The following is a 25,832-nucleotide window of genomic DNA, read 5'->3' on the forward strand; positions in this document are numbered from 1 at the left end:
GTATTTACAGCCGGACCAGCATCTTGCCGGTGTTGCCACCTTCGAAGAGCTTGAGGAAGGCGTCGGGCGTGCGTTCGAGGCCGTCCTCGATGGTTTCCCGGTAGTCGATCTCGCCGCGCGCCACGAGTGGGCCGATCTCTTGCAGGAACTCGGGGTAGTGTTCCCAGTTTTCGGCGTCGAGGATGATGAACCCTTCGATGCGTGCGCGACGGATTAGCACCTGGGACATATTGCTGGGGCCGGGTGTGGGCGTTTCCGCATTATAGCTGTCGATCAGGCCACAGACCGCGATGCGTGCGCCGACGCGAATGTTGTCGAGCGCGGCCTCGAGGCAGTCGCCGCCGACGTTTTCGTAGTAGACATCGAAGCCGTCGGGGCTGGCGGCCTTGAGGTCGGCGCTGAGCTGTTGCGCGTCTTTGCCGCGATAGCTGACCGCGCTCACGCCGAGCGATTCCAGCCACTCGAGTTTTTCCGGCGCGCCGGCGATTCCCACGACGTGGCAGCCCTTGGCCTTGGCCAATTGCACGGCCAGGGAGCCGACGGCGCCGCTCGCTGCGCTGACCAGCACGCGCTCGCCTTCCTTGAGCTGGGCAATGCGATTGAGCCCGGTCCAGGCGGTCATGCCCGGCATGCCGAGCACTCCGAGGAAGGCCTGTGGCGGCACGTCGAGATCGGGCAATGCCTGCAAGCTGTCGCCGGGTAGCTGAGCGATATCACGCCAGCCGCCCATGTGGACGACGCGATCGCCGGGAGCGAAGCGTTCATCGCGCGATTCGAGCACTTCGCCGATGGCGGCGCCTTCGAGCGGCTCGCCCAGCGTGAAGGGCGGAACGTAAGTCGTCACGCCGTCCATGCGCCCGCGCATGTAGGGGTCGACCGACAGCCAAAGATTCTGCAGGCGGACCTCGCCCGCTGCCAGGTCGGGGAGTGCCTGCGACTCCAGCGCGAAAAAATCTCTGGAGGGTAGGCCCTGAGGATGAGAATGAATGGTGAAATAGCGTGATTCCATGATGTCTCCCGCTGTGATGACTGGTATGTGTCATGCTGCCCACGCGGATGGGCGGGCGTGTATATATGAAATGGGCATGAAGGCGGCCGGACGCAAGGGGCGTTTCATGAAAACGGCCTGATGTGCTGGCGTGGGCACGACGTTGGTCTAGCGTGAGGCTGGTGAGCGATGACATGCGAGTGAGTGCCGGCACCGTTCATGCTCATCTGATATCCATTAGTACATGTCAATGTCGCCACTCGGTTATTGGTGAGGTGAAGACTGCCCGGCTAGCGTGAAATATGAGGCGCCGCATGGGGCGACGTGCTTGCAGATGCGCTATCGGGAGGCCGAGAATGCAACGATTTCAGACGATTCCGCGCTTGGCGTTGGGCATGGGAATGACATGCTTGGCACTGAATGCGGTACAGGCAGACGAGATGACCACACAGACTCCTTCCATCGAAAAGCAAAGCTTCGGCCAACTCCCCGATGGCCGCGAGGTCGAGGCGTACCGCCTGCGCAACGGCCATGGCATCGACATGCAGGTGATTACCTATGGCGGCATCATCACGTCCCTGCGTACCCCGGATGCACAGGGAAATGTCGACGACATCGTCCTGGGCTTCGATTCCCTGGAAGACTACCATTCCGAGGCATATCGCAAGTTGAACCCCTATTTCGGCGCCCTGATCGGGCGTTACGGCAACCGTATCGCCGAGGGGCGCTTCACGCTCGACGGCACGGCCTACGAGCTGGCAACCAACGACGGCCCTAATCATCTCCACGGGGGCGATCAAGGCTTCGACAAGCGGCTCTGGCAGGCGCATTCCTTCGAGAACGACGCCGGTGTCGGCGTCGAACTGCGTTATACCAGTGAAGATGGCGAAGAAGGCTATCCCGGAACGCTCGAGACCCGTGTGCGGTATACGCTGACCACTGACGACAAAATAATCATCGACTATCACGCCACCACCGACAAGGCGACGCCGGTCAATTTGACTCAGCACAGCTACTTCAATCTCGAGGGCGAAGGCAGCGGGCCGATCACCGATCACCGATTGATGCTCAATGCCGATGCCTTTACACCGATTGGGGAGACCTTGATTCCGACGGGCGAGATTCGTACCGCAGCGGACACGCCGTTCGATTTCCGCGAGGCGACGGCGATCGGCGCACGCATCAATGACGACAATACTCAGCTCGAGTATGGCCAGGGCTACGATCACAATTTCGTGCTGGCGCGTGACGAAGCGGCTGCAGACACACTGGTAACGGCTGCTCGCGTTGTCGCGCCGGATAGTGGTCGTGTGCTGGAGGTCGCTACCACCGAGCCAGGAGTGCAGTTCTACTCGGGGAATTTTCTCGATGGCACGCTGACCGGTAAGGGGGGCGAGGCCTACGAAAAGCGCGGCGGGTTCGCGCTGGAAACCCAGCACTTTCCGGACTCTCCCAACCAGGCGGATTTCCCATCGACGATTCTCGAGCCTGGTGACACCTATGAATCGCGCACGGTATGGCGCTTTGCTACGCAGGGCGGCGACAACTGAGCGACGTCAGGGGCGCGCGTAACAGTCCGCCCAGTCCAGCGCTTCATCGAGCGGCAGGGCAGGGCTGTAAAAGAAGCCCTGGCCTATGTCACAGCCCATGGCGATGAGCTTCTCCTCGGTGGCACGATCTTCGATACCCTCGGCGATCACACGGCGATTGAAGCTCTTGGACAGCGCGACGATGGCCTCGACGATCATTTCATCCTCAGGGTCGTCCAGCATGCCTAGGATGAAGGAGCGGTCGATCTTGATTTCGTTGGTGGAAAACTTGCGTAAATAGCTCAACGAGGCATAGCCGGTGCCAAAGTCATCAAGGGAGAGTTGCACCCCCAGCGCCTGACATGCCTTGATATTCGACGCTGCGAGGCCTGCATCATCGAGTGCCGTGCTTTCGAGAATCTCGAGTGTCAGGCGTTTGCGAAATGCCATGTCATATCGGCTTAGCGTGTTGTTCAGGTGATCGAGAAACTCGTCGTTGAGAAAGTGAGATGGGCTCAGATTGATGCTGATGGTGTAGGGAAGATCCCGTACCTGGAACGTTTCAAGGGTCGATACTGCCTGGTTGATGACCTGTTTGCCGAGCTCGATATCGAGCTTGGTATGCTCGATATAGGGCAGGAAACGCCCCGGATACACGAGCTTTCCAGAGGGATGGTGCCAGCGTATTAGACACTCGAATCCCGATACGATACCGGTCTTGTAATGTAACTGGGGTTGATAGAAAAGTTCGAGCTGATCGTTGTCCAGGGCGTGCTGCACTTGCTCACCGATGGCAAAACGCTCTTGCTGGGAATGATGACTCTCAAGATCGAAGAAATGGTAGCAGTTCTTTCCTGTTTCCTTAGCGGTATACATGGCTTGATCGGCATGCCGTAGCAGCAAGTCGCTATCCGAGTCATCGCTTGGAAAGCGTGTTATCCCCATGCTGGCGGACAACTCGATAACATGCCCTTGAAGGTGCATGGGGTGGCGCAGTTGATCGAGGATATGGCGGTAGATTCTTGCGTGTTCGACGTCACGTAGAATGATCACGAACTCGTCGCCACTCAGGCGGGCGGTGACATCGTGGTGGCGTACGGCGCTGCGGAGTCGGTCCGCAACGCATCTGAGCACCTCGTCACCGATTGCGTGGCCCTTGAGATCGTTGATCGCCTTGAAACCATCCAGATCGAGAAAACACACCGAAAGCGAACCGCGCCGGTCTCTTGCGGCATTGAGTTCATCCTGGAACAGTTCATTGAGGAGATGACGGTTGGGAAGCTTCGTCAGGCTGTCGATGTTGATAGCCTCGCTCAAGAGTCGCTTCTTTTCCTGATTGGCAGCATTCAGGTGCTCACGCTCGAGTTCTTCTTCGAGTATCGCCGCTAGGCTACGCAGGATACTGAAGTCCATGTGAGACGCATCACGTGGGGCGGAGTCGATAAGGCATAAGGTGCCGATCTTGAAGCCTGTAGGGTCGCGTAAGGGGATGCCGGCATAGAAGCGAATGAAAGGCGCACTGGTAACGAGCGGATTTTTATAGAAAAGAGGATCGTTAGCGGCATCTTCAACGATATAAATACTATTTTGTTGAATAGTGTGGGTGCAAAAAGCATGCCGTCGTGGGGTCGTGTCCATACCGAGATTTTGCTTGGATTTGAACCATTGACGCTTGGCATCGATAAGCGTGAAGAGCGTGGTATCGACTTGATAGTGTTGCTTGGCAATACGCGTCAGACGGTCGAAGCGTTCTTCCGGAGGGGTATCCAGAAGACCGGTCTCATGCAGTGCATGAAGTCGACGTTGCTCATGTCGTTTTAGCGTCAAAATGCCATCTCCCGATGCCTAGAATACGCAATCGTTTGTTTGAATTCAGTGAGACGTCGTATGAGACGCTTAGCCGATTCATCTTGCCCCTGTATCATGGCTGTTCCACTCGGACGCACCAGGGCGTATAGGGGCTGAATCATGAACCGTCCAGTCAGCGTACTGAATGGATAATTCAATATTAAAGTGAATAACGATTCAACGCGAATTGAATCATTGATTCAAATTCAGCGTATGAATGAAAAAACCATGTTCGCTGAACGCCTTCAAAAGGCCCTTATTGCCGCAGGCTATGAGCCTCGCCCCTCGGTACTTGAGCGCGAGTTCAATCTCCGCTACTGGGGAAAACCGATTACATTTCAAGCGGTACGGCGTTGGCTTCGTGGTGACTCCATTCCTGCCCAGGATAAACTTCAGGTGCTTGCCGAATGGCTGCGTATTGAACCGCACGTGTTGCGCTATGGAGATGAGAGTGAGCGAGCGCTTTACGCCACGCCCAATGAATTGGATGTTGTGCCGGTCTGCGGAGACGAAGCTGAAGTGTTAAAAATCTACCGTAGCCTGCCTAGCGAGCAACGCAAAGTGCTTCGCCACGTCATCGCTACATTCGGCAAGGCGAATGCGCCAAACGATAACGAGGGGACGCCGTGAGCGAAACCGGCAAGGCGTCGAATCGTACTTCGGGCTTAGAGGCTAGCGTCGCTGCTGTCGCCCGCTATTGCTCCTATGACTATCATGACGCGCTGTTCGTATCGCTGGCTGCTTCGATCAGGGTAGACAACTGCCCAGTGTATGTCAGAGTCAAGCGATGCATCGCACGGGTGCAGGCCACATACAGCAGGTTACGGTCCATATCGTTGTGGTACGTCTTGTCCTCTGCACTCGGCACGATGACACGGTCGAATTCCAACCCCTTGGCCAGGTGTGCAGTACAGACGATGATGCCGCGACTCAGGGCTTGGCTGCGTTCATCGAGCAATACGGCCTCGACCCCGGCAGTGGCGAGCTGTTCGTGATAATAGGCGGCCTGACGCTGAGTCTTGCAGATCACGGCCAGAGTGTGATGCGACGAGTCGAGAAATGCATGCGCTTCGTCGATGATGCCCTCCGCCTCTTGCCGGCGCGAGGTGAAGTGCAGGACGCGTGGTGCTTCGTCGTGGCGTTCGATGGCGACGAGGTCGGGGTTGTGAGATATCCGTTGAGTGAATTGCATGATCTCGTAGCTGGAGCGGTAGCTCTTGTTGAGCGTCATGCAGATACTGCCGAGAAAGGTCCGTCGAATTTGCGTCAGGCTCGAGGCACTATAAGGATCGACGGATTGACGCGCGTCGCCGAGGATCGTTTTCTTGCATGAAAACAAACGGTTGAGAACTGCGTACTGGACCGGCGTGTAGTCCTGCATTTCATCGATCAGTAGATGTTTGATCCGTGCATAGGGCGAGCTGATGCGTTCGAGTTTCATCTTGAGATAGATGAGCGGAAAAAGATCGTTGTATTCCAACCGACCGTGGCTACCGGGCTTGAACAGCGCTGGTTCTTCCAGCCATTCGTAGAAGGCCTTGTACGTCTGACGTAGCGTACGTCGACGTGTCTTGGCCATGGCGCCGAGTTCTTTCTGCAATTGCTGGCGATCGTCTGGGGTCAGGGCATAGCGATACTCCTGCTGCATGCTAGCCTCGAGATCGCGAATGACACGCTCTAGGCGGTCGCGTTGGGCGAGGCTGGCATGGCGATGAAAGGCCTCCTCGATCAACCAGGCGGGAATCAAGCGCCCCTCGATCCAGACATCTCGCGCGGCGAAACGCTGGTTCTCGACATGCTTCAGGTAAGCGTCCAGATGCTCCAGCATAGCGGCGGAGGCCTTGAAGGCCACGCGGCGCTGCAATTCGGGGGCCTGCTTTTCCAGCAGGGCGCGCGTTTGCTCGAAGAACCCCTGGAAGCGGAACTCACCCTCCAGCAACGTATCGGCCAGGCTTTCCATGCTGACTTCGTTGACCGATTCCTCGCCGAGTTCGGGCAGTACCGTGGAGATGTAGTCGGCGAACACGCTATTGGGCGAGACGATCAGTATGTCGTCGGAACTCAACGTGTCCTTGAAGCGGTAGAGTAGAAAGGCAATGCGATGCAAGGCGATAGAGGTCTTCCCCGAGCCCGCGACCCCCTGGATGATCAATACCGGTGCCTCGTCGTTACGAATGATGGCGTTCTGATCGCGCTGGATGGTCGCCACGATATTTTTCATGTTGGCGTCGGATGCGCGTCCCAGCTCATCCTGCAGGACTTCGTCGACGACGTTGACCTCGCTATCGATCATCAGCTCGATGGTGTCGTGCTGAATGCGGAACTGGCGTTTCAGCGAAATCTGGCCTTCGATGTCGCCCTCGGGTGCCGTGAAGCGCACAGGCCCGGTTTCATAGTCGTAGAAGAGCGAGGCGATCGGCGCACGCCAATCGTAGACATGCGTGCGGTTGGTTGCGTGATCCTGAAAGTGATGAATGCCGATGTAGATGGGCGAGGCTTCGCGTTCGCCCTCGCGGCGGAAGTCGAAACGTCCGAAATAGGGCGCACGTTGGAGTTTCTCGAGGCGCCCTTTCTGCGCTAGCAACGCATCGCCGGTTTTGACCATCTGATCGATAGATTCGCGAGAAGAGATTTTCTCGATGTGATCCATCTCGTCACGGTTTTCCGCCAGGTACGTTTTTTGCTCTTGAATGTCCTGTTTGTAATCGCTCAGACGTGCTTCGGCATCGTCGATGGCGTTGATCAGGCGTGACTGGATGGTCTCGAGGTGCGTCGCTTCCTGCTCGCGAGCGCTAGCATGGCGAGGTGCGTTCATATAGGCGAGGGGCTTTGCTGATGATATTGGAACTGCATACCATTTTAACCTGCCGGGGACGACATGGCACCCATGGCGCGGCCGGCGGTCGGGACTGACGGCGTCAAGCACCATGAAACTTCTTGATGATGAAGATTGCGCTAGGCTATCGCGAGGAGCGCGTTGATTGAGTATCGCTCCGGGTAGTTCCTTGCCATGCGGGGCTTGGCGGGCTGCTTTTCCTCATCGGCGATGGCCGGGGAGAGGCTAGTCATGGCCTTCCTGGTTGCCGGGGCAACTGTGTATTAGGTAGACAGTTACTGCGTTTATTTCCTATATATAAAGTGGGGGACGGGAGGTCCCCTAGCTAGATTGCACTATCGCGCCAGCGGTTCGATCCCAAGGCCAGCGGTTCGATCCCAGGGAAAGGGCGTGGCGGTATGATGTGCCATATATGAAAATGATGGGGAGATATCATCGTGACGCAAGACAATCGCAAGCCAACGACGACAGACGCCGGAATTCCAGTGGCCAGTGACGAGCATTCGCTGTCCGTGGGGCCTGACGGTCCGATCGTAATGCACGATCACTATCTCATCGAGCAGATGGCGAACTTCAACCGCGAGCGGATTCCCGAGCGTCAACCGCACGCCAAGGGCAGTGGTGCCTTCGGTCATTTCGAGGTGACTGAAGACGTCAGCAAGTACACTAAAGCGGCCGTGTTCCAGCCTGGCACCAAGACCGATGTGTTGATTCGTTTCTCCACGGTGGCCGGTGAACGCGGGAGCCCCGATACGTGGCGCGATCCGCGCGGGTTCTCGATCAAGTTCTACACCAGTGAAGGCAACTACGACATGGTGGGGAACAACACGCCGGTGTTCTTCATCCGCGACCCGATGAAGTTCCAGCACTTCATCCGCAGCCAGAAGCGGCGTGCCGACAACAACCTGCGCGATCACGACATGCAGTGGGATTTCTGGACGCTGTCGCCGGAGTCCGCTCACCAGGTGACATGGTTGATGGGGGATCGCGGCATTCCCAAGACCTGGCGCCATATGAATGGCTATTCCAGCCATACCTATATGTGGGCCAACGCTCAGGGCGAGAAGTTCTGGGTCAAGTACCACTTCAAGACCGACCAGGGCATCGAATGCCTGACGCAGGAAGAGGCCGACCGTCTGGCCGGCGAGAACAGCGATTACCACATGGGCGATCTGTATAACGCCATCCAGCGCGGCGACTATCCGAGCTGGACGCTCTACATGCAGGTTATGCCGTTCGCGGATGCCGATACATACCGCCTCAATCCGTTTGATCTGACCAAGGTCTGGCCGCACGACGACTATCCGCTGATCAAGGTCGGCAAGCTGCAGTTGAACCGTAACCCGACCGACAACCATGCCGAGATCGAACAGGCGGCCTTCGAGCCCAACAACCTCGTACCCGGCATCGGTATTAGCCCGGACAAGATGCTCATCGGGCGTGTGTTCTCCTACGCCGATGCACACCGTGCGCGCCTCGGGGTCAACTACAAGCAGATCCCGGTCAACGCGCCCAAGGCTCCCGTGCACAGTTACAGCAAGGACGGGGCGATGCGCATCGACAAGGTCTCCGACCCGGTCTACGCGCCCAACTCCAAGGGCGGTCCGGCGGCGGATGGCGAGCGTTATCCCACCGACTCCACCTGGGAAGCCAACGGCCAGATGGTGCGTGCGCCCTATGCCCTGCGCAAGGATGACAACGACTATGGCCAAGCCAATGACCTGATCAACAAGGTCATGGACGATGCCGCACGTGATCGCTTGGTAAACAATGTGGTCGGGCATGTCTCCGGCGGTGTCGAAGAGCCGGTGCTGTCGCGCGTATTCGAGTACTGGAAGAATATCGATGCCGAGATCGGTCGGCGTATCGAAGAAGGCGTGAAGGCGAACAAGGGGCTGTAACACACGGTCCGCGTTAGCCTTTACCTACCACACGGCCCGCTTCTTCTCAGAGAAGCGGGCCGTGCTTTTAGTACTCAGGTGAGTGGGTGAGTTAGTCCTGAGATGGGGACGTGAGAGGTATCGGTTCAGCGCTTGGCATCGGCCAGTTGCTGGCGGCGATAGGCGCCCTGACGTTCGAACATCCAGCCGGGATACTCGGCGGGCAGTGCGCTGACGGCATCGAGCTCGGCGAGTTCTTCGTGGCTCAATGCGACCTGCGTGGCGGCGATATTGTCGCCGAGCTGGTCGACGCGCTTGGCCCCGACGATGACACTCGTCACTGCCGACTGATGCAGCAACCAGGCCAGCGCGATCTGGGCTACGGAGACGCCGTGTGCCTTGGCGATCTTGCCCATTACATCGATGCAGTCAAAGGCACGTTCTTTATCGACCGGCGGGAAATCGAAGTTGAGGCGACGGCTACCTGCCTCGCCCTGACTGTCGCGCGTGTACTTACCGCTCAGGAAACCGCCCGCGAGTGGGCTCCAGACCATCAGCCCAAGATTTTCGCTCTGCAGCATGGGGATCAGCTCGCGTTCGAGATCACGCCCAGCGAGAGTGTAATACGCCTGCAGCGACTCGAAGCGCGCCAGGCCGTGACGCTCGGCGATGCCCAGTGCCTTCATGATCTGCCAGGCCGCCCAGTTGGAAACCCCGACGTAGCGCACGTGGCCGTGCTGTACGAGGGTGTCGAGCGCGCGCACGGCTTCCTCGATGGGCGTGGCGGGATCGAAGCCATGAATCTGATAGACATCGAGATGATCGAGCTGCAGTCGCTTCAGGCTGGCCTTGATGCCCTCCATGATATGGTAGCGCGACATGCCACGGGCATTAACGCCGCCGTGGCCGGTTTCGCCGAACACCTTGGAGGCAACGACGACCTCGTCGCGTGGGACGTCGAGATTCTTGAGTGCCTGGCCGGTGATGATTTCGGACTCGCCCTGGGAATACACATCGGCGGTGTCGATGAAATTGATGCCGGCATCCAGCGCGCGGCCGATCAGGCGCTCCGCATCGCTTTGCTGTAGATCGCCGATCTGGCTCCAGAACTCGCCCTGGCCACCGAAGGTCATGGTGCCGAGGCACAGCTCGGAGACGAACAAGCCGGTATTGCCGAATGGTTGATAACGCATGAAACACTCCTGACGGTGATGAAATCGCCCCTCGTAGATAACCGCCATTGTGACCCGTGGCGCTGATAAGCGGCATGGGACGGGGCGGCTTCATTCAGTATGGACCCTATGAAAGCAGACAAAATGCGCGATTCTGTCGAGTTTATGCCCGATCCTGTTGTCAGCTCGTCAGCGCTGTCGTCGCATCTTCCTGTCCGATAGGGAGCAATAGGTGGCAAGAGCGGCCAGCGCGGGCTTACGCTTTCATCACTGGATATCGTCTATAGTGGGGCATGCGTAACGCGGTGGAACTGCGTCAGGAATAATAGCCGGGTCGGCCTCGGCGTATCAGGGAGGAAGTAACTTGTTCAGTGAAGCGAGTATATCGGTAGCGCGCCATTGGGCGGGCGGTGGCGTCATGGTGGGCGCTTTGGCGGTGCTCGGTGGGTGCCAGACAGGGTCGCCGGCGCCGGAAGGGCTGAATACCGAGCGTATGGAGAAAAGCTTCGTCGAGCGTGATTGTCCGGCAGGGCGTTGCGCGACCGTCGAAGTCGAATCGCTGCGTTTTCCCGGTGCATCGGGCTTGAGCGAGCAGCTACGAGATGAGTTGCTGAGCATGGGGTCGGGCATTACCAATGGCGAAAGCGACGTGGTAGCTTCGTCCTGGAAAGAGTACGCGCAGACGTTTTTCGACGAGGCCAAGGCGGCGCGGGAGCGCGTGCCGGAATTGCCCGGTTACCAGGCGGTCTTCAAGGCGGAGATCTACGACCGGCATGCCGCGCTGACCACCGTCAAACTCGATAGCTACGTGTTCACCGGTGGGGCCCACGGCATGCCGCTGACCGAATTCATGGTCATCGATGAACGCGAGCGACGCGTGGTGACACTCGATGACATGCTGCGCGAGGGGCAGACGCCGGCCTATCGCGAGGCGCTATCGCGTGCGCATCTACGTTGGCTGGAAAAACAACAGGCGGATGCCGACTTCGCCGAATCCTGGCCGCTGAGTATGAACCGCAACGTGGCACCGTTCGCCGACGAATGGCGGGTACGCTACAACGCCTATGACATCGCGCCTTATTCCTATGGGCAACCGGAGCTACGCATTCCTGCCGAGGCGCTCGAAGGCATCGCCAAGCCGCGCTATCTGGAGCGCTGATTTTCAAGTGCTTTCCGGTAATAACTATCCCCGGCGTTGCTTGAGCTGTTCCTTCAAAGAGCCGGGCACCTGCTTGATGATCAGGCGATCTTGCTCGGCGTCGAATTCGATGCTGTTGCCGAGCAGGTGAGAATCGAAGCTGATCGAGACGCCGCTGGCGCGTCCCGTGAAGCGCCGGAATTGATTGAGCGCGCGTTTGTCTGGCGGGATTTCCTCGGAGAGTCCGTAATCCTGATGGCGAATGTAGTCGTAAAACGCCTTGGGATGTTGCTCGTCGACGAGTTCGGACAGCTCGTCGAGGGTTACCTTTTCGCCGTTCTTGGCCTGGCTGCTGGCGTAGTCGATCACGGCATCCGTCTTCTCGCGGCTCTCGTCGTCGGGCAAGTCCTCGCGCTCGACATAGTCGCTGAATGCCTTGAGCAGGGTGCGGGTTTCGCCGCTGGAATCCACGCCTTCCTCGACGCCGAGCAGTTCACGGAAGCCTTCGGCGAACTTCTTGCCGCCACGATCCTTGATGAAAGACACGTACTGCTGCGAATTGCCGCCCTGCCATTGGGCGAGGTCGATACGCATGGCGAGCATCAATTGGCCGAGATTGAGCTGAGGCGATTCGGTCACGTTAAGAGCATTGTCGATGGCAAAGCCCTGGCGATGATGGAGAAGTGCCACGCTGACGTACTGTGTCTCGCCGTGCTGATAATGCACGAACAGCAGGTGGCCGCCCACCGAGAGGTGGGCGTCGATCAAGGCGTTGATGCGCTCCGCCATCCGTGCACTCCAGGTGACGAAATCGACCGATCCGGCAAGATACTCGGAGAGCCCCGCAGCGAAGGCACTGCTGCCGGTCTCGCCGAAGTGACCCCACGCCTTGGGCTTGGCGTGATAGCTGTCATTGACGCTCGTCAGCAGCGCCTCGAGAGACGCCGTCGATGACTGCGCCTGCTCGGCGCAGGTCAGCGTGGCGGGTGTCTCGGTATCGGGCTTGTCGATGCGGTGGAGGGTGCTGGTCAGAATCGGCATGGTGGCATCTTGGTGTAAACGAAAATGGGCACGGTAACGCGCACTATGGGCCAGTTTCTAAGGCTCGGGGACTATCTGAAAATGCTTAGGGCTTGATGTTGTAGCCGGTCTTGAAGATCCAGCCGACCAGCGCCAGGCACAGGCTCAGGAACACCAGGATCATCAACAGGCTGGCGCCGACGCTGACATCGCTGATGCCATAGAAGCTCCAGCGAAAGCCACTGACCAGATAGACCACCGGGTTGAACAGCGTCACCGTCTGCCACACAGAGGGCAACATGTCGATGGAGTAGAAGCTGCCGCCCAGGAAGGTCAGCGGCGTGATGATCAATAGCGGCACGAGTTGCAGCTTCTCGAAGCCTTCCGCCCAGATACCGATGATAAAGCCCAGCAGGCTGAAGGTGAGGGCGGTGAGTGCCAGGAAAAGCAACATCCAGAATGGATGGTCGATACGCAAAGGCACGAAGAAACTGGCAGTGACGAGAATGATCAAGCCCAGAATGAGCGATTTGGTGGCTGCCGCGCCTACATACCCAAGGACGATTTCGAGATAAGAGACCGGCGCCGAGAGCACTTCGTAGATAGTGCCGGTGAACTTGGGGAAAAAGATCCCGAACGAGGCGTTGGAGACGCTCTGAGTGAGTAGCATCAACATGATCAGCCCAGGCACGATGAAGGCGCCGTAGCTGACGCCTTCGACTTCCTGAATGCGTGAGCCGATGGCGGCGCCGAAGACCACGAAATACAGTGAAGTGGAGATGACTGGCGAGACCAGGCTCTGCAGCAACGTGCGCCACGCGCGTGCCAACTCGAAATGATAAATGGTGCCGACCGCGCGGAGATTCATGCGTCCTTCCTCACCAGGTTGACGAAAATTTCCTCCAGCGAACTTTGCTCGGTGTGGAGGTCTTTGAAGTGAACGCCCGCCGCTTCGATATCGTTGAGCAGGGCGCTGATGCTTGCCGGCGTCGAGTACTCGTCAGCGGACGCGGCGTAGGTATAGACCAGGACATTGCCGTCGTCGGCGAGACTCAGCGGATAGTGTGCCAGCGTCTCGGGGATGGCCGCGAGTGGCGTCTGCAGGTCGAGCCGGAGTCGCTTGCGGCCCAACTGGCGCATCAGGGCGGCTTTCTCTTCGACGAGCACGATTTCACCGTCGTTGATCACGCCGATGCGGTCGGCCATCTCCTCGGCCTCTTCGATGTAGTGCGTCGTCAGGATGACGGTGACGCCTTGGTCGCGCAGTTGCCGCACCACATCCCACATGTCGCGGCGCAGCTCGACATCGACCCCGGCGGTGGGCTCGTCGAGAAACAGGATCTGCGGCTCGTGCGCCAGCGCCTTGGCGATCAGTACCCGGCGTTTCATGCCGCCCGAGAGCGTGATCATCTTGTTGCGACGCTTGTCCCACAACGACAATGACCTGAGCACACGCTCGATGTGCGCAGAGTCGGCGCGCTTGCCGAACAGACCTCGGCTGAAGCTGACCGTGTTCCAGACCGTGGCGAAGGCGTCGCTGGTCAATTCCTGCGGGACCAGGCCGATCTGCTCGCGCGCGGCACGGTAGTCGGTGACGATGTCGTGGCCGTTGACGCGGACTTGGCCGTCGCTGGCGTTGACCAGACCGCAGATGATGCTGATCAAGGTGGTTTTGCCGGCGCCGTTGGGGCCCAGCAGAGCGAAGATTTCGCCGCGTTGGATATCCAGGTCGATGCGTTTGAGCGCCTCGAAGCCGGAGGCGTAGCGCTTGGTCAGCCCCTGAACGGCGATCACCGAGGGCGTGGCTTGCAAGGTATGAGCGCGTGCGGCGGGGCGAGTGTCGGTGGCAGTGGCGTCTGCGATGTCATGACTCATGCGATACCGGGCTCCCGTGGAGAATGGGTCGATCCGTATAGGCACGCGCCGGCATGTCGTGGCCGGCGCTCAGCTGATCGGTAAGTACATCGTCGGCGAGTGCCTCGTCGGCGAGGCCGGGTCAGTCCTGCGGCTCGGCGCTGTGGTAGATGTTCTGAACGTCGTCGAGATCGTTGAGCGTGGCGAGCAGCTTGTCGAGCATGACCACGTCATCGCCGGCAACGGGGGTCGTGGTCTGCGGCAGGAACTGGATCTCGTCGGCCTCGAACTCGAGCTCACCGAAGGCCTCGGCGAGTGCCTGCTTGGTCTTGGCGTATTCGGTGTGGGGCGCGAACACGGTGATGCGATCGGTTTCGCTCTCGATGTCGGTGACATCGACATCGGCCTCCATCAAGGCTTCCAACACCGCTTCCTCGTCACCACCTTCGAAGGCGAGAATCGCGCAGTGATCGAACATATGGCTGACGCTGCCCGGGGTGCCGAGTTTGCTCTTGGCCTTGTTGAAGCAGGCGCGTACGTCGCCGAAGGTACGGTTGGGATTATCGGTCAGGCATTCGACGATGACCATGCAACTGCCTGGCCCGAAGCCCTCGTAACGCGCGAGGGAGTAGTCCTCGCCGCCACCGCCCTTGGCCTTGTCCAGCGCCTTGTCGATGACGTGCGACGGTACCTGGTCCTTCTTGGCGCGTTCGATCAAGCCACGCAGGGCGAGATTGCCCTCGGGGTCGATTCCGCCGGCTTTGGCGCAGACGTAAATCTCGCGCCCGTATTTGCTGTACACCTTGGTCTTGGCGTCGGCCGTCTTGGCCATGGATTCCTTGCGGTTCTGGAAAGCCCTACCCATGTCATGCCCTATCAAGTGGTTCGCAACGCACAAGATTCTACGCAACATCGCCGGTCGAGGCAGGTTTAATTTTGCGCTGTCGGCCTTTGGCCTTCGACGATACGCCGCCCCCTTCAGTCGACGCTATGCTTAATGCGCGCTCACCTGTAGCTTAGGGAGTCTCTAATTGCTCACCTCATCGGAAATGCATATGTCGACGCGATCCATGCCAATGCCGTTTACCGCTCGCTCCGTCTGGCACGTCATGCTGTGGCTGTGCCTTGCCGTCTCGCTGACGGGCTGCGGTATCAACAATATTCCCACGCTGGACGAGCAGGTGAAGTCGGCCTGGTCGCAGGTCGAGAACCAGTATCAGCGGCGCGCGGACCTCGTGCCCAACCTGGTGGAGACGGTCCAGGGATTCGCCGATCAGGAACAGGAAACGCTGACTGCTGTGATCGAAGCGCGCTCCAAGGCGACCTCGATCAACATCGACGCCGACTCGCTGGACGATCCCGAAAAGATGAAGCAATTCCAGCAGGCCCAGGGTCAATTGACCGGGGCGCTGAGTCGCCTGATGGCAGTCTCCGAACGCTATCCGGAGTTGAAGTCGAACCAGAACTTCCTGGCGCTTCAGTCGCAACTGGAAGGCACCGAGAATCGCATCGCCGTGGCGCGCCGCGACTTCATCCAGGCGGTCGAGCAATACAATACCGAGATTCGTACGTTCCCCGGGCGACTCTGGCATGGCCTTTTGTATAGTGACATGCCGATTCGCGAAAACTTTGAAGCGACTGCTGAGAACGCCGATCAGGCGCCTGAGGTGGAGTTCTAATGAGGCATTGCATTCGTCTGACATGCTTGATGCTGCTGTGGGCCTGTGCCCTCAGCGTTCAGGCCCAGGACATCGAGTTTCCCGAGCTGACCGGGCGCGTGGTCGACCAAGCCGACCTGCTGAATGCGTCGACTCGAGATGAATTGAGCGGCATGCTCGCGGCCCACGAGGAAGACACCGGCGAGCAGGTCGTGGTGGTCACGCTGCCCGACTTACAGGGAGCGCCGATCGAGGAATACGGCTACCAGTTGGGGCGCCATTGGGGCATCGGCGAGGAGGGCGAAGACACCGGCGCGCTGCTGATCGTCTCCATGGAGGAGCAGGCCATCCGCATCGAGGTCGGCTATGGCCTCGAAGGGCGGCTGACCGACGCGCAGTCCTCAGCGATCATCACGCAGAAGATCGCCCCGGCGTTTCGTGAGGGCGATTACGCGACCGGCATTACCCAAGGCACCGAAGCGATCATCCAGGTGCTGGGCGGCGACCCGATGGCCGACGCACCCGCCGCTGGAGCGGGGCCTGGGAATGATAAATCGCGCGATGCCGGCGGCGCATCGGTGGCGTTCTTCGTCATGCTGATGATCGTCATGGGTATCGTACGCGGCATCGGTGGTGGCGGCGGACGTGGCGGGCGTCGTCGCGGACGCGGTGGCGGCTTGCTCGGCGGCATCCTGCTCGGCGGCGCCATGGGCGGCGGTTTCGGAGGCGGCGGTGGCGGCCTCGGAGGCGGCGGCTTCGGCGGCGGCGGTGGTGGTTTCGGCGGGGGCGGCGCCTCCGGTGGCTGGTAGATCAACGCAAGGGACATCACCATGACATTATTGAGCGACAGCGAGCAGCAGCAGGTGCGCGACGCGATCACGCACATCGAACGCGATACCGACGCCGAACTGGTCACCGTACTCGCGCCGCAGGCCGACGATTACACCTACATCCCGTTGCTCTGGGCGGGGATTCTGGCCCTGCTGATTCCGGGGGCGATCAATTATTTCCCCCAATGGCTGGGGGCCTCGGAGCTTTTGATCGTGCAGTGGGCGTGTTTCGCGGTGCTGGCAATCGTGTTTCGGCTGCCGGCAGTGACGACGCGGCTGATCCCGCGCCGCGTTCGCTTCTGGCGGGCTGCGAATCTGGCGCGGCGGCAGTTTCTCGAGCAGAATCTGCACCATACTCAAGACGGCACCGGCATGCTGATCTTCGTCTCCGAGGCCGAGCGCTACGTGGAGATCCTGGTCGATCGCGGGATTTCCAGCCGGCTCGACGACGAGACCTGGCAGAGCATCGTGTCGAACTTTACCCAGCAGGTGAAGCAAGGCCAGACGCTGCAGGGCTTTCTCTCCTGTATCGAGGCATGCGGCGAGCATCTTCGAGAGCATGTGCCCGCCACGCACGAGCGCAACGAACTGCCCAATCGTCTGATCGTGCTGGAGTAAGCGCCCCCTTGCTTCGCGGCGATTCGTCACCATCATCTAGGTAGGACACTTGAGGGGCGCGTCATGTCGGATGCGTCCCGCAAGCACAGGATGACAGCACAGGAGAGCACGATGAACGTCGTCACATTACGTAGTCCGGGTGGACTGGATAAGCTCGATGTCCACGAACGCGAAGCGCCGGGCGAGCCGGGGCCTGGCGAAGTGCGCGTGCGAGTGCATGCCAGCTCGCTCAACTATCATGACTACGGTGTCGTCGCCGGGGCCATGCCCACCGAGGACGGTCGTATCCCCATGTCGGACGGGGCCGGTGTCGTCGAAGCCGTGGGAGAAGGCGTCGAGGAGTTCACCGTGGGCGACCGCGTGGTGTCGACGTTCTTTCCCGGTTGGCTTGAAGGGCCGGCGCGGATCGGCGACTTCACCACTACGCCTGGCGATGGCGTCGATGGCTACGCTCGCGAGCAGGTCGTGCGTCCGACGACGTGGTTTACCCATGCGCCGCGCGATTACGACCACGCCGAAGCCGCTACCTTGACCACGGCCGGCTTGACCGCCTGGCGCGCACTGGTGGTGGACGGCAATCTCAAGGCCGGCGACACGGTTTTGGTGCTGGGCACCGGTGGCGTCTCGATCTTCGCCTTGCAGTTTGCCAAGCTGATGGGCGCCACGGTGATCGCGACCTCGTCCTCGGACGAGAAGATCGCACGACTGAAAGAACTGGGCGCCGATCATACGCTCAATTACAAGACCGAGCCGGAGTGGGGCAAGCGCGTCAAGGCGCTTACCGATGGCCGGGGTGTCGATCATGTCATCGAAGTGGGTGGCCCCGGTACGCTGCCGCAATCCATCGATGCCGTGCGCATCGGCGGACACATTTCATTGATCGGCGTGCTCACCGGACGCGGCGGCGAGATCCCCACCGCCAAGCTGATGGCCAAGCAGGCGCGTCTGCAGGGCTTGATCGTGGGTAGCCGGCGCGATCAGATCGAGATGATCCGGGCCATCGACGCCAGCGATCTCCATCCAATCATCGACCGGTGTTTCGCTCTCGACGAGATCGCCGACGCGTTTCGCCACCAGGAAGCAGGGCGCCACTTCGGCAAGATCTGCCTGGAATTCTGATTCGCGCAGACGCAGAGCGGTGATAAATCCAGCCCTCAACAGCAAGAAGCCGGCCACGGCCGGCTTCTTGCTGTTCGCTTTTCCTACAGCTTTTCGACTCTATCTTAACTACGCAAAGTCACGTTCAGGGTGAAACCTGGCGGGTCGGCATCACCAGTAGTTCCTGCAGGTTGACGTGGCCGGGCTGCGCGAAGCCGTAGACCAGTGCACTGGCGATATCCTCGGCGTGTAACGCTTGGACGCTATCGCGGCGCTGTTGCATCTGCTCGTCGGGCACGTTGTAGCCCCAGTTGGTATAGGTGGCACCGGGTTCGATCAACGATACACGGATGCCATCCTCGCCGAGTTCCTTGCGCAGCGCGTCGTGAAAGCCCACCACGGCGAACTTGGTGGCGTTGTAGACCGACCAGCCAGCGATGCCATAGCGTCCGCCGACGCTCGAGACGCTACTGATCATCGCCCCCTCGCGGCCACGCATCAGCGGAATGGCCCGCTGAGTGCAGTTGAGCACCCCATAGAGATTGGCATCGATGGTAGCCCGCCACTCCTCATGGGTACTCTCCTCGAAGCGGTTGTTATAACCGACGCCGGCATTGTTGAAGAGCAGATCAAGCCCACCGAATTCGCGCTCGACGGCGGCGAAGACATCGGCCATTGCGTCGGGGTCCGCGACATCGGCCACATGAACGCGGGCGCGGGCACCGATACGCTTGGCCAACATCTCGAGTTTGTCGGCGCTGCGTGCCACCAGCACCACATTGACGCCTTCCTCGGCCAGCATCTTGGCAGCGGCTTGGCCGATGCCACTGGACGCACCGGTAATGACGGCGACACTGTCAGTCAGGTTGCGAAGTTCCATATAGCTTTCCTTTTGCTTGAGACATGGGCAGGACGATAGAGCGAATACTATTCGCTCGCTATCAAACTGCAGATTTAACTAGCCTAGAAGCTCAAGGCGCCTGCCGCCACCCTCGGCAATGGGCGTTGGCCTGGTTGCAGAGTATCGGGCATGAATGACGCAGGATCGCGCACGGCGATGATGTGGCGTCTGGTATGGCTGAATTAGCTCTGAATGTGCACCGAAATGGCGATTGTTGGCCATCATGATGCTTGGTTTACAAACGAAGTCGCTTTCTCGCCCTCCCTGGATAGATCGCCATGAATATTCTTGCACTTCTCTGACATCCGTAAGCGTTAATTCCATTCTGGAACCATTTGTCTATGTGAGGTGATTCTGCCGGGTGCCTGCGTGGTGCGCTCCGACGTATCGATGTGTGCTAAAAGAGGAAAGAAGGCTTTTAATTTTTGTTTAAAAACAGTAGTTTAATATTTATTTTCTTGTAGTGGCATGCTGTTTGCTTTAGTGGCTTATAACGGAATATATGAAATGTAGCAGTACCGACGAAGCGGAGGAGAAAACGTTATGAGCTATAAGCGGCGAGATTTCATTAAAACAGGGGCTGGTGCTCTGGTCTTGGCAGAGTCATCAGAACCGGAAAGAACGTTTGCTACAGATCTGAACGATCGTGCTCCTTACGGATACACTGGGTTGACTTGACATCAAAGCTCTGCAATACAGTTTTAACCAATCGAAAAAGCTGTGGTACCTATTTCAACTGAACAGAGAGCAGCGCGAACGGGATGCCTATGAAGACCGAAACACTGAACAAGCTGGTCCAATTCCGGCACAACCTACACCGAGAGCCCGAGCTGGGCTTCGAGGAACGCGATACGTCGCGCAAGGTGGGGGCCTATCTTGATTCGCTCGGCGTCGAGTACGTCAGTGGGATTGGTAAGACTGGCATCGTGGCCTGGATCATAGGTACGGTCGGCGACAGCGATGCCAGTGTCGGGCTCCGAGCCGACATGGACGCGCTGCCCATCGAGGAAAAAAGCGGGGTCGAGCATATCTCGACGCGTACCGGGCGCATGCACGCCTGCGGCCACGATGGCCATACCAGCATACTGTTGGGCGTGGTCGATTACTTGAAGGAAAACAACGATTTTGCAGGCACGGTCTATTTCGTGTTCCAGCCAGCCGAGGAAGGGGTCGGCGGCGCCAAGGCGATGATCGAAGATGGTATCTTCGAGCGCTTCGATATGCGTGAAATCTACGCACTGCATAATTGGCCATCGCTGCCGATCGGGCAGTATGGACTCATCGCGGGGCCGATCATGGCCGGCGGCGACCGAGTCGATATCACCATCCATGGCCGCGGCGGACATGGCGGGCTCAACCCGCATGGCTGTATCGATCCGATTCGCATCGCTGCCGAACTCGTGCACAAGGCCCACACCATCATTGCCCGTGAGGTCGATCCGCTGAACCCGGCGGTGTTAAGCATCTGTGCCCTGCAAAGCGGCGACTTGGCCGGCTTTGCCGTTATCCCCGACACCGCCACGCTATCCGGCACTATTCGCGCCCTCGACGAAGCCACCCGCGAGGTCGTTCGATCAGGGCTGCGTCGACTCTGCCAGAGCCTGGAGCAGTACTATGGCGCAGAGATCGAGCTAGTCATAGAGGACAAGTTCGGGGTCACCGACAATGATCCAGGAGCGACCGAATCGGCCCGACAGATCATCGCCGACTGTTTCGGTGAGGAGGCACTGGCGGTGAATCACAAGCCCTGCATGGGCGGAGAGGATTTCTCGTACATGCTGGCCGAGCGCCCCGGTGCTTATATCCATGTCGGGTCCGGCGACGCCGAGCATAGCCGCGGCCTGCATCATCCTGAGTATGATTTCAACGATCGGATCATGCCGGATGGAATCCGGCTGCTCACTGAACTGGCTCGCAAATCGCTTGAAAAACAACTTCAATGACGTGAGTTCATGAATAGCGTGAGCCGTCACACCAAGGAATACCCTAAAACAATCGAAAGGAGGGCGCTCTTATGGCAACCAGTCGCCGAAGTAAAGTCACCCGACCGTACATCGTTTTCGTGGTGGTAATGTTCCTGCTCATGATCTTCCCGCTTTACGGGCTCGCCAACCACGTGTTCCCGCTGGTACTGGGGCTACCTTTCGGTCTTTTCTGGGTCATTCTTCTAGAACTAATCGCCTTCGTCGCGTTGTGCTTTTTCTACCGCTACGAGTATGGCAACGGGGGCGAGCATGAATAATTGGGTATTCGCGCTGGGTTCGATGCTGGTGTATCTGGTCCTTGCCTTCGTGATTGGGCTCATGGCTGGGCGTAAACGCTCGTTCTGGTCGGTTTCCGAATACGCGGTCGCAGACCGCGGTCTTGGCCTGATCGTGATCTGGTTCATGATGGGCGGTACGGTTTTCAGTGCGTTTTCCTTCCTCGGCGGTCCGGGCATGGCTTTTTCCCAGGGGGCAGCGTCGTATTTCGTACCGGCCTATATAGCACTCGGGATCCTGCCCTGGTACTTGCTGGGACCAAAGGTGGGCCGTATTGGCGCTCGCAAGAATTTTTTCACCATGGGTGATTTCCTGGGGGATCGGTATCAGTCCAAGGCGTTGACCGTGATCGTGGGTGTGATCTCGGTACTGGCTTTCATCCAGTATCTGACCCTCCAGATCAAGGGTATGGCCTTCATTTTCAATATTCTCACCGACGGAGTAATTCCGTATTGGTTCGGCGCGTTGCTGGCCTACGGCATCGTGGTCGCCTATGTGGCAACCTCGGGCGTACGCGGTGCAGCGTGGAGCGATGTGTTGCAGGGCGCGCTAATGCTTATCGTGGCTTGGACAGTCGGCTATTACCTGGTCTATACGCTGCAGGGCAGTCCAACGGAGATGTTCACTGCTATCGATCAGGCAAAACCAGGATTTCTGACCATCGGCCAAGACGGCTCGCCGATGTCGGCTATGGCGTATTCGACCGTCATATTGGTATCGGCCCTTGGTTTTTTGATGTGGCCGCATCTATTCACCAAGTCCTATACGACCACCGAAAAACGCATCAAGATCACGACAATGGCTTTCCCCCTGTTCGGTATCTTTCTGGTACCGGTGCTGTTCGTCGGCTTTGCCGCCATCGGCGTGGTCGCCCCGGACGCGTTGGAAAGCTCAGACGAGATCCTGCCGCATCTCGTGACCAACTATCTCGGCGCTAACAGCTGGCTGTACGGTTTGATCGGGGCCGGCGCTTTGGCTGCGGCCATGTCGTCTTCGGATGCAATCACCCACGGCGGCTCTGTCTCGCTAGGCCGCGACGTGATCCTGCCTTTCAAACCGGACATGAGCGAACGCACTCAGGTCTGGATCATGCGTGCCGGTGTGGTCGTGATTGGCGCAGCGGCCTATTGGCTGTCGATCTTCGGGGCGGCCGGTATCATTGCGCTGCTGGTCGGCGCCTATGGGTCGATCGCGCAGTTCGTGCCGGCGGTGTATGGCGCTCTGATATGGCGGCGCGGCACCAAACAGGGAGCCATCGCGGGGATGGTTGTCGGTATTGGCGTCAACTACTACTACCAGATCGTGGCGGAATCGACGCCGCTGGACATCAATGCCGGCATCGTCGGCCTGCTTTGCAATATCGTGGTATTCGTCGCGGTCAGTCTGATGACCCGGCCGGTACCCGCTACACTCGCAAACGAGTATGCTGACGCTTGAATCCGGTGATTGTTACAGCGCGCGTAGCGAAGCGATCAGGTGGTCCATGTCCTTGCCCGGGTAGCCGATGACCACCAGCGCCCGCGATTGATGGGCACGGGTCACGGTCCAGGTCAGCCGACCACCTGCAAGCTGAATAACATGGTAGCGACCGGAATGGTCGTTGGCCTGCACCAATCCCTTGGCGCGAACCAGCGTGGTAGCCGCCTCGCTCAGCAGAGCCTCGAGGGCGGCGAGATCAATGACGCTGGCGAACTCCACGCTCTCGGTGACTAGCGTCCCACTGCCTCGCGTCGCGGAATCGGCAGTCGAAGCTGATGGCGGCTTCTCTGCCTTTTCGAGCGTCCTGCCTGCCGTCGGGTTTAGCGCGGCGATTGATTGCAATACCTGCTCGCGCTGCGCGTCGGTCAGCCAGTTAATACGGTTGATGCGTAGATGGGCCACCTCTCGGATCTGGGAGACGACGATGTCTTTGATTGCCGTGTCTTTGTAGTGGCGTGTGAAGGCGCTGGCATCCACCAGTGTTTCGGCGCTTTCGAGCCGGAAGCCGCGTGCTGCGTCGAGTAACTGCATGAGCGGGCGCGGCCGAGCGATACCGCTAGCCTCGAAGATCAGATGCGATGGCGGCGTCGGCCATCGGCGTATGTCACGCAGCTGTGCGGAAAGATTGCCGGCGATCCCGCAACAGGCGCAGCCGTTGGTTAGCCGCAGGATGTGGTCTTCCTGCGATTCGATCAGCTCGGCATCGATGTTGATACGCCCGAAATCGTTGACCAGAAACAGCGCATTCGTGAGTTCACCGCTGGCAATGAGCGTGTTAATACGGGTGGTCTTGCCGCTGCCGAGGAACCCACAGAGCAGGGTGGTGGGAATGGGCAATATCGATGTGCTCATCGTTTCCAACTCCATCCGCAAGCACGCCGATCAGGTGAAGGATCGGACATTATCCACCCCCTGGATCCATCCTTGGGTATTGATCAATGGGTCGCCATGCCCCGGTATCGAGCGCCTTGGCTGGCGTAATCCGAGTAGCGTTTTGCCTGTATCTATTTGCGTGCATGCTCTCAGCCGCCGCCCGTCGACCGACCGGAAAGCAGCGTGTCGAACACACCGATGTCTTTGAGCGGCGTGGTGCTGTTGAGCGGATCTTCGTCGAGTACCGTGATATCGGCGAGCTTGCCCGGCTCAAGGCTGCCGATGCGATCGTCCATACGCAGCGTGTAGGCTGCGCCCAGCGTGATCGCCTCCAGTGCGCGGGCGCGGCTAATCTTCTCTGTCTCGCCCAAGGTGACCCCGCTGGCGGTCTCGCGGGTAGTGGCACACCAGGCGGTAAACAGCGGCGAGATTGACGTGACCGGCGCATCGCAGTGAATGCCGAAGACAATGCCCATTCGGTCGGCACTCGCCGCCGGTTCGAGTCGCTGGCAGCGGTCGAAACCGAGTGTCTTGGACAGGTGTATATCGCCCCAGTAGTAAATATGGTTGGCGAATATGTTCAGGCAGGCCCCAAGGCGTGCGACCCGGCGTAGCTGGTCCTGGCGGATCAGTTGTACATGCTGAAGTGTATGTCGATGGTCTGGTCGTGGCCACATCGCCAGCGCCCCGTCCAAGGCATCAAGGATCACGCTGACTGCTTCGTCGCCATTGGTGTGCACATGCAAGTGAAGTCCGGCCTGGTGGTAATGCTGGACCATGTCGTGAAAAGTCTGTGGCGGTGCGTTCCAGACGCCGTTGTCCTGCCCGATAAGATAGCCTGGCCACTGCAGGCGGGCTGTGAAATTCTGGATCGCGCCGTCGGTGACCAGCTTGACGAGCCCGAACTGCAGCCGCTCGTGGTTGTAGTCGATTGCCTGCTGCACCCGCTCGCTACCCATCTGCGGATCCCAGGCGAGAGCATTGAGTGCGGGTACCAGGCGGACCGGGAAGTCCTCGGCCGCAGTGACCTCGCGAAGTGCTGCAATCGCGGCATCGCTCATAGGATTGAGCAGATCGGTGATCGTGGTCACGCCTTCGCGCCGCGCTGCTTGAGCATAGCGATTCAGTGCGCGAGTATCGGAAACGCCCTCGAAGATGTTGAAGTCCAGTGCATCGAACACCGGATGCATGGCGGCGAACTCTTCGAGTATGCCGCTGGGCCGGCCCTGATCGTCACGCACGATGCCTTCGAGGTCCATATCGGCGAGGCCCGCCCGGTCAATGGTCGCACTGTTGATGAACATCACATGCAGGCTGGCATGAATAACCACGATCGGCCGTGTGTCGCTTACCGTATCCAGCAGTTGCCGGTTGATCGATACAGCGTCGAAATAGACCGGATCCAATCCCCAGGCAATGAGCGGGCTATCTGCGCCACCTTGATCGACGTGTGCGGCCAAACGCTGCTGAACCGCATCGGGTGTCTTGAGCCCTTCCCAGAGCTTGCCTTCCGGATCCCGCCGGTCGAAATAGCCCAGATATAGATGGCTCCAGACCGAACCTTCCAGCGCATGGCTATGGCCCTCGACGAAGCCGGGCACCAACACCTTATCGGCATAGCGGTCGTCGACGACCACCTCGCCGAAGCGCTGTATTTCTTCGATTGGCCCGACACCGAGTATCCGCCCGTCCCGTACCGCCACACATTGCCCAACCGGTTGCGATGGGTTCATCGTATGAATGGTTTTGGCGGTATAAGCAGTAATTGTCATGGTTGTCGGGCTCTCGAGCTTCATGCGTGTGAAGCAGTCAACATAGTCGGCCTGTCACCACCAGGCAAAGCATTGGC

General features: G+C 59.1%; 22 protein-coding genes. 11 read left to right on the top strand and 11 right to left on the bottom strand.

Annotated features, from left to right (window positions below):
- Positions 1-4 precede the first annotated feature (4 nt).
- Positions 5-1,009: an NADP-dependent oxidoreductase gene (locus L1071_RS01540; RefSeq protein ID WP_246967859.1), complete on the bottom strand. Its 1,005-nt coding sequence runs from the start codon at positions 1,007-1,009 to the stop codon at positions 5-7.
- 335 nt (positions 1,010-1,344) lie between these two features.
- On the opposite strand from L1071_RS01540, the gene L1071_RS01545 reads away from it, so the two are divergent.
- Positions 1,345-2,538 carry an aldose epimerase family protein gene (locus L1071_RS01545; protein ID WP_246967861.1) on the top strand — a complete coding sequence of 398 codons (1,194 nt, stop codon included), beginning with the start codon at positions 1,345-1,347 and terminating at the stop codon, positions 2,536-2,538.
- Positions 2,539-2,544: 6 nt separating this feature from the next.
- Here L1071_RS01545 and L1071_RS01550 read toward each other — a convergent pair whose 3' ends face one another.
- Positions 2,545-4,344 carry a sensor domain-containing phosphodiesterase gene (locus L1071_RS01550; protein ID WP_246967863.1) on the bottom strand — a complete coding sequence of 600 codons (1,800 nt, stop codon included), beginning with the start codon at positions 4,342-4,344 and terminating at the stop codon, positions 2,545-2,547.
- Positions 4,345-4,530: 186 nt separating this feature from the next.
- On the opposite strand from L1071_RS01550, the gene L1071_RS01555 reads away from it, so the two are divergent.
- Positions 4,531-4,995, top strand: coding sequence for a transcriptional regulator (locus tag L1071_RS01555; RefSeq protein ID WP_343315102.1), 465 nt, complete (start codon positions 4,531-4,533; stop codon positions 4,993-4,995).
- An 82-nt stretch (positions 4,996-5,077) separates the two neighbouring features.
- On the opposite strand, the gene L1071_RS01560 is transcribed toward L1071_RS01555, so the two are convergent.
- Positions 5,078-7,180: a HelD family protein gene (locus tag L1071_RS01560; RefSeq protein ID WP_246967865.1), complete on the bottom strand. Its 2,103-nt coding sequence runs from the start codon at positions 7,178-7,180 to the stop codon at positions 5,078-5,080.
- 458 nt (positions 7,181-7,638) lie between these two features.
- On the opposite strand from L1071_RS01560, the gene L1071_RS01565 reads away from it, so the two are divergent.
- Positions 7,639-9,102, top strand: coding sequence for a catalase (locus tag L1071_RS01565; protein ID WP_246967866.1), 1,464 nt, complete (start codon positions 7,639-7,641; stop codon positions 9,100-9,102).
- A 125-nt stretch (positions 9,103-9,227) separates the two neighbouring features.
- Here L1071_RS01565 and L1071_RS01570 read toward each other — a convergent pair whose 3' ends face one another.
- Positions 9,228-10,274 (bottom strand): aldo/keto reductase, encoded by a 1,047-nt coding sequence (locus L1071_RS01570; protein WP_246967868.1) that lies wholly within the window; start codon positions 10,272-10,274, stop codon positions 9,228-9,230.
- Positions 10,275-10,617: 343 nt separating this feature from the next.
- Between L1071_RS01570 and L1071_RS01575 the strand changes: the two genes are divergently transcribed.
- The gene (locus L1071_RS01575) at positions 10,618-11,412 is read left to right on the top strand and encodes an RsiV family protein (protein WP_246967869.1); all 795 of its coding nucleotides are present in this window, start codon (positions 10,618-10,620) and stop codon (positions 11,410-11,412) included.
- 24 nt (positions 11,413-11,436) lie between these two features.
- Here the strand turns inward: L1071_RS01575 and yejK are convergent, their stop codons facing one another.
- The 4 genes from yejK to L1071_RS01595 all read right to left on the bottom strand — a co-directional run bounded on the left by yejK (position 11,437) and on the right by L1071_RS01595 (position 15,130).
- Positions 11,437-12,432, bottom strand: coding sequence for a nucleoid-associated protein YejK (gene yejK, locus L1071_RS01580; protein WP_246967872.1), 996 nt, complete (start codon positions 12,430-12,432; stop codon positions 11,437-11,439).
- A gap of 85 nt (positions 12,433-12,517) precedes the next feature.
- Positions 12,518-13,279 carry an ABC transporter permease gene (locus L1071_RS01585; RefSeq protein ID WP_246967875.1) on the bottom strand — a complete coding sequence of 254 codons (762 nt, stop codon included), beginning with the start codon at positions 13,277-13,279 and terminating at the stop codon, positions 12,518-12,520.
- Positions 13,276-14,286 (bottom strand): ABC transporter ATP-binding protein, encoded by a 1,011-nt coding sequence (locus tag L1071_RS01590; RefSeq protein WP_246967878.1) that lies wholly within the window; start codon positions 14,284-14,286, stop codon positions 13,276-13,278. The genes L1071_RS01585 and L1071_RS01590 overlap by 4 nt, the downstream gene beginning before the upstream one ends.
- Positions 14,287-14,407: 121 nt before the next feature.
- The gene (locus tag L1071_RS01595; protein ID WP_246967881.1) at positions 14,408-15,130 is read right to left on the bottom strand and encodes a YebC/PmpR family DNA-binding transcriptional regulator; all 723 of its coding nucleotides are present in this window, start codon (positions 15,128-15,130) and stop codon (positions 14,408-14,410) included.
- 190 nt (positions 15,131-15,320) lie between these two features.
- On the opposite strand from L1071_RS01595, the gene L1071_RS01600 reads away from it, so the two are divergent.
- From L1071_RS01600 to L1071_RS01615, 4 genes are all read left to right on the top strand, one after another.
- Entirely contained in the window at positions 15,321-15,944 is a 624-nt protein-coding gene (locus tag L1071_RS01600) for a LemA family protein (RefSeq protein ID WP_246897344.1), read from the top strand.
- Positions 15,944-16,732 (top strand): TPM domain-containing protein, encoded by a 789-nt coding sequence (locus L1071_RS01605; RefSeq protein ID WP_246967883.1) that lies wholly within the window; start codon positions 15,944-15,946, stop codon positions 16,730-16,732. Before L1071_RS01600 ends, L1071_RS01605 begins: the two co-directional genes overlap by 1 nt.
- Positions 16,733-16,753: 21 nt before the next feature.
- The gene (locus L1071_RS01610; RefSeq protein WP_246967885.1) at positions 16,754-17,371 is read left to right on the top strand and encodes a TPM domain-containing protein; all 618 of its coding nucleotides are present in this window, start codon (positions 16,754-16,756) and stop codon (positions 17,369-17,371) included.
- A 111-nt stretch (positions 17,372-17,482) separates the two neighbouring features.
- Positions 17,483-18,490 carry a zinc-dependent alcohol dehydrogenase family protein gene (locus L1071_RS01615; protein WP_246967887.1) on the top strand — a complete coding sequence of 336 codons (1,008 nt, stop codon included), beginning with the start codon at positions 17,483-17,485 and terminating at the stop codon, positions 18,488-18,490.
- A gap of 124 nt (positions 18,491-18,614) precedes the next feature.
- On the opposite strand, the gene L1071_RS01620 is transcribed toward L1071_RS01615, so the two are convergent.
- A complete protein-coding gene (locus L1071_RS01620) occupies positions 18,615-19,349 on the bottom strand; it encodes an SDR family oxidoreductase (protein ID WP_246967889.1) in 735 nt (244 codons plus the stop codon).
- Between the two features lie 788 nt (positions 19,350-20,137).
- Between L1071_RS01620 and L1071_RS01625 the strand changes: the two genes are divergently transcribed.
- From L1071_RS01625 to L1071_RS01635, 3 genes are all read left to right on the top strand, one after another.
- The gene (locus L1071_RS01625) at positions 20,138-21,313 is read left to right on the top strand and encodes an amidohydrolase (RefSeq protein WP_246967891.1); all 1,176 of its coding nucleotides are present in this window, start codon (positions 20,138-20,140) and stop codon (positions 21,311-21,313) included.
- 71 nt (positions 21,314-21,384) lie between these two features.
- Entirely contained in the window at positions 21,385-21,612 is a 228-nt protein-coding gene (locus tag L1071_RS01630; RefSeq protein WP_246897305.1) for a hypothetical protein, read from the top strand.
- A 22-nt stretch (positions 21,613-21,634) separates the two neighbouring features.
- On the top strand, positions 21,635-23,068 hold the full coding sequence (locus L1071_RS01635; RefSeq protein ID WP_246897303.1) for a sodium:solute symporter family protein: 1,434 nt from the start codon (positions 21,635-21,637) through the stop codon (positions 23,066-23,068).
- Between the two features lie 12 nt (positions 23,069-23,080).
- Here the strand turns inward: L1071_RS01635 and L1071_RS01640 are convergent, their stop codons facing one another.
- Complete coding sequence (locus L1071_RS01640) at positions 23,081-23,962, bottom strand: CobW family GTP-binding protein (protein WP_246967893.1); 882 nt, start codon at positions 23,960-23,962, stop codon at positions 23,081-23,083.
- Positions 23,963-24,132: 170 nt separating this feature from the next.
- Positions 24,133-25,755: an amidohydrolase gene (locus L1071_RS01645; protein ID WP_246967895.1), complete on the bottom strand. Its 1,623-nt coding sequence runs from the start codon at positions 25,753-25,755 to the stop codon at positions 24,133-24,135.
- Between the last annotated feature and the right edge of the window lie 77 nt (positions 25,756-25,832).

It is taken from the genome of Chromohalobacter sarecensis (assembly GCF_023061135.1).
In the GTDB taxonomy this organism is placed as follows: domain Bacteria; phylum Pseudomonadota; class Gammaproteobacteria; order Pseudomonadales; family Halomonadaceae; genus Chromohalobacter; species Chromohalobacter sarecensis.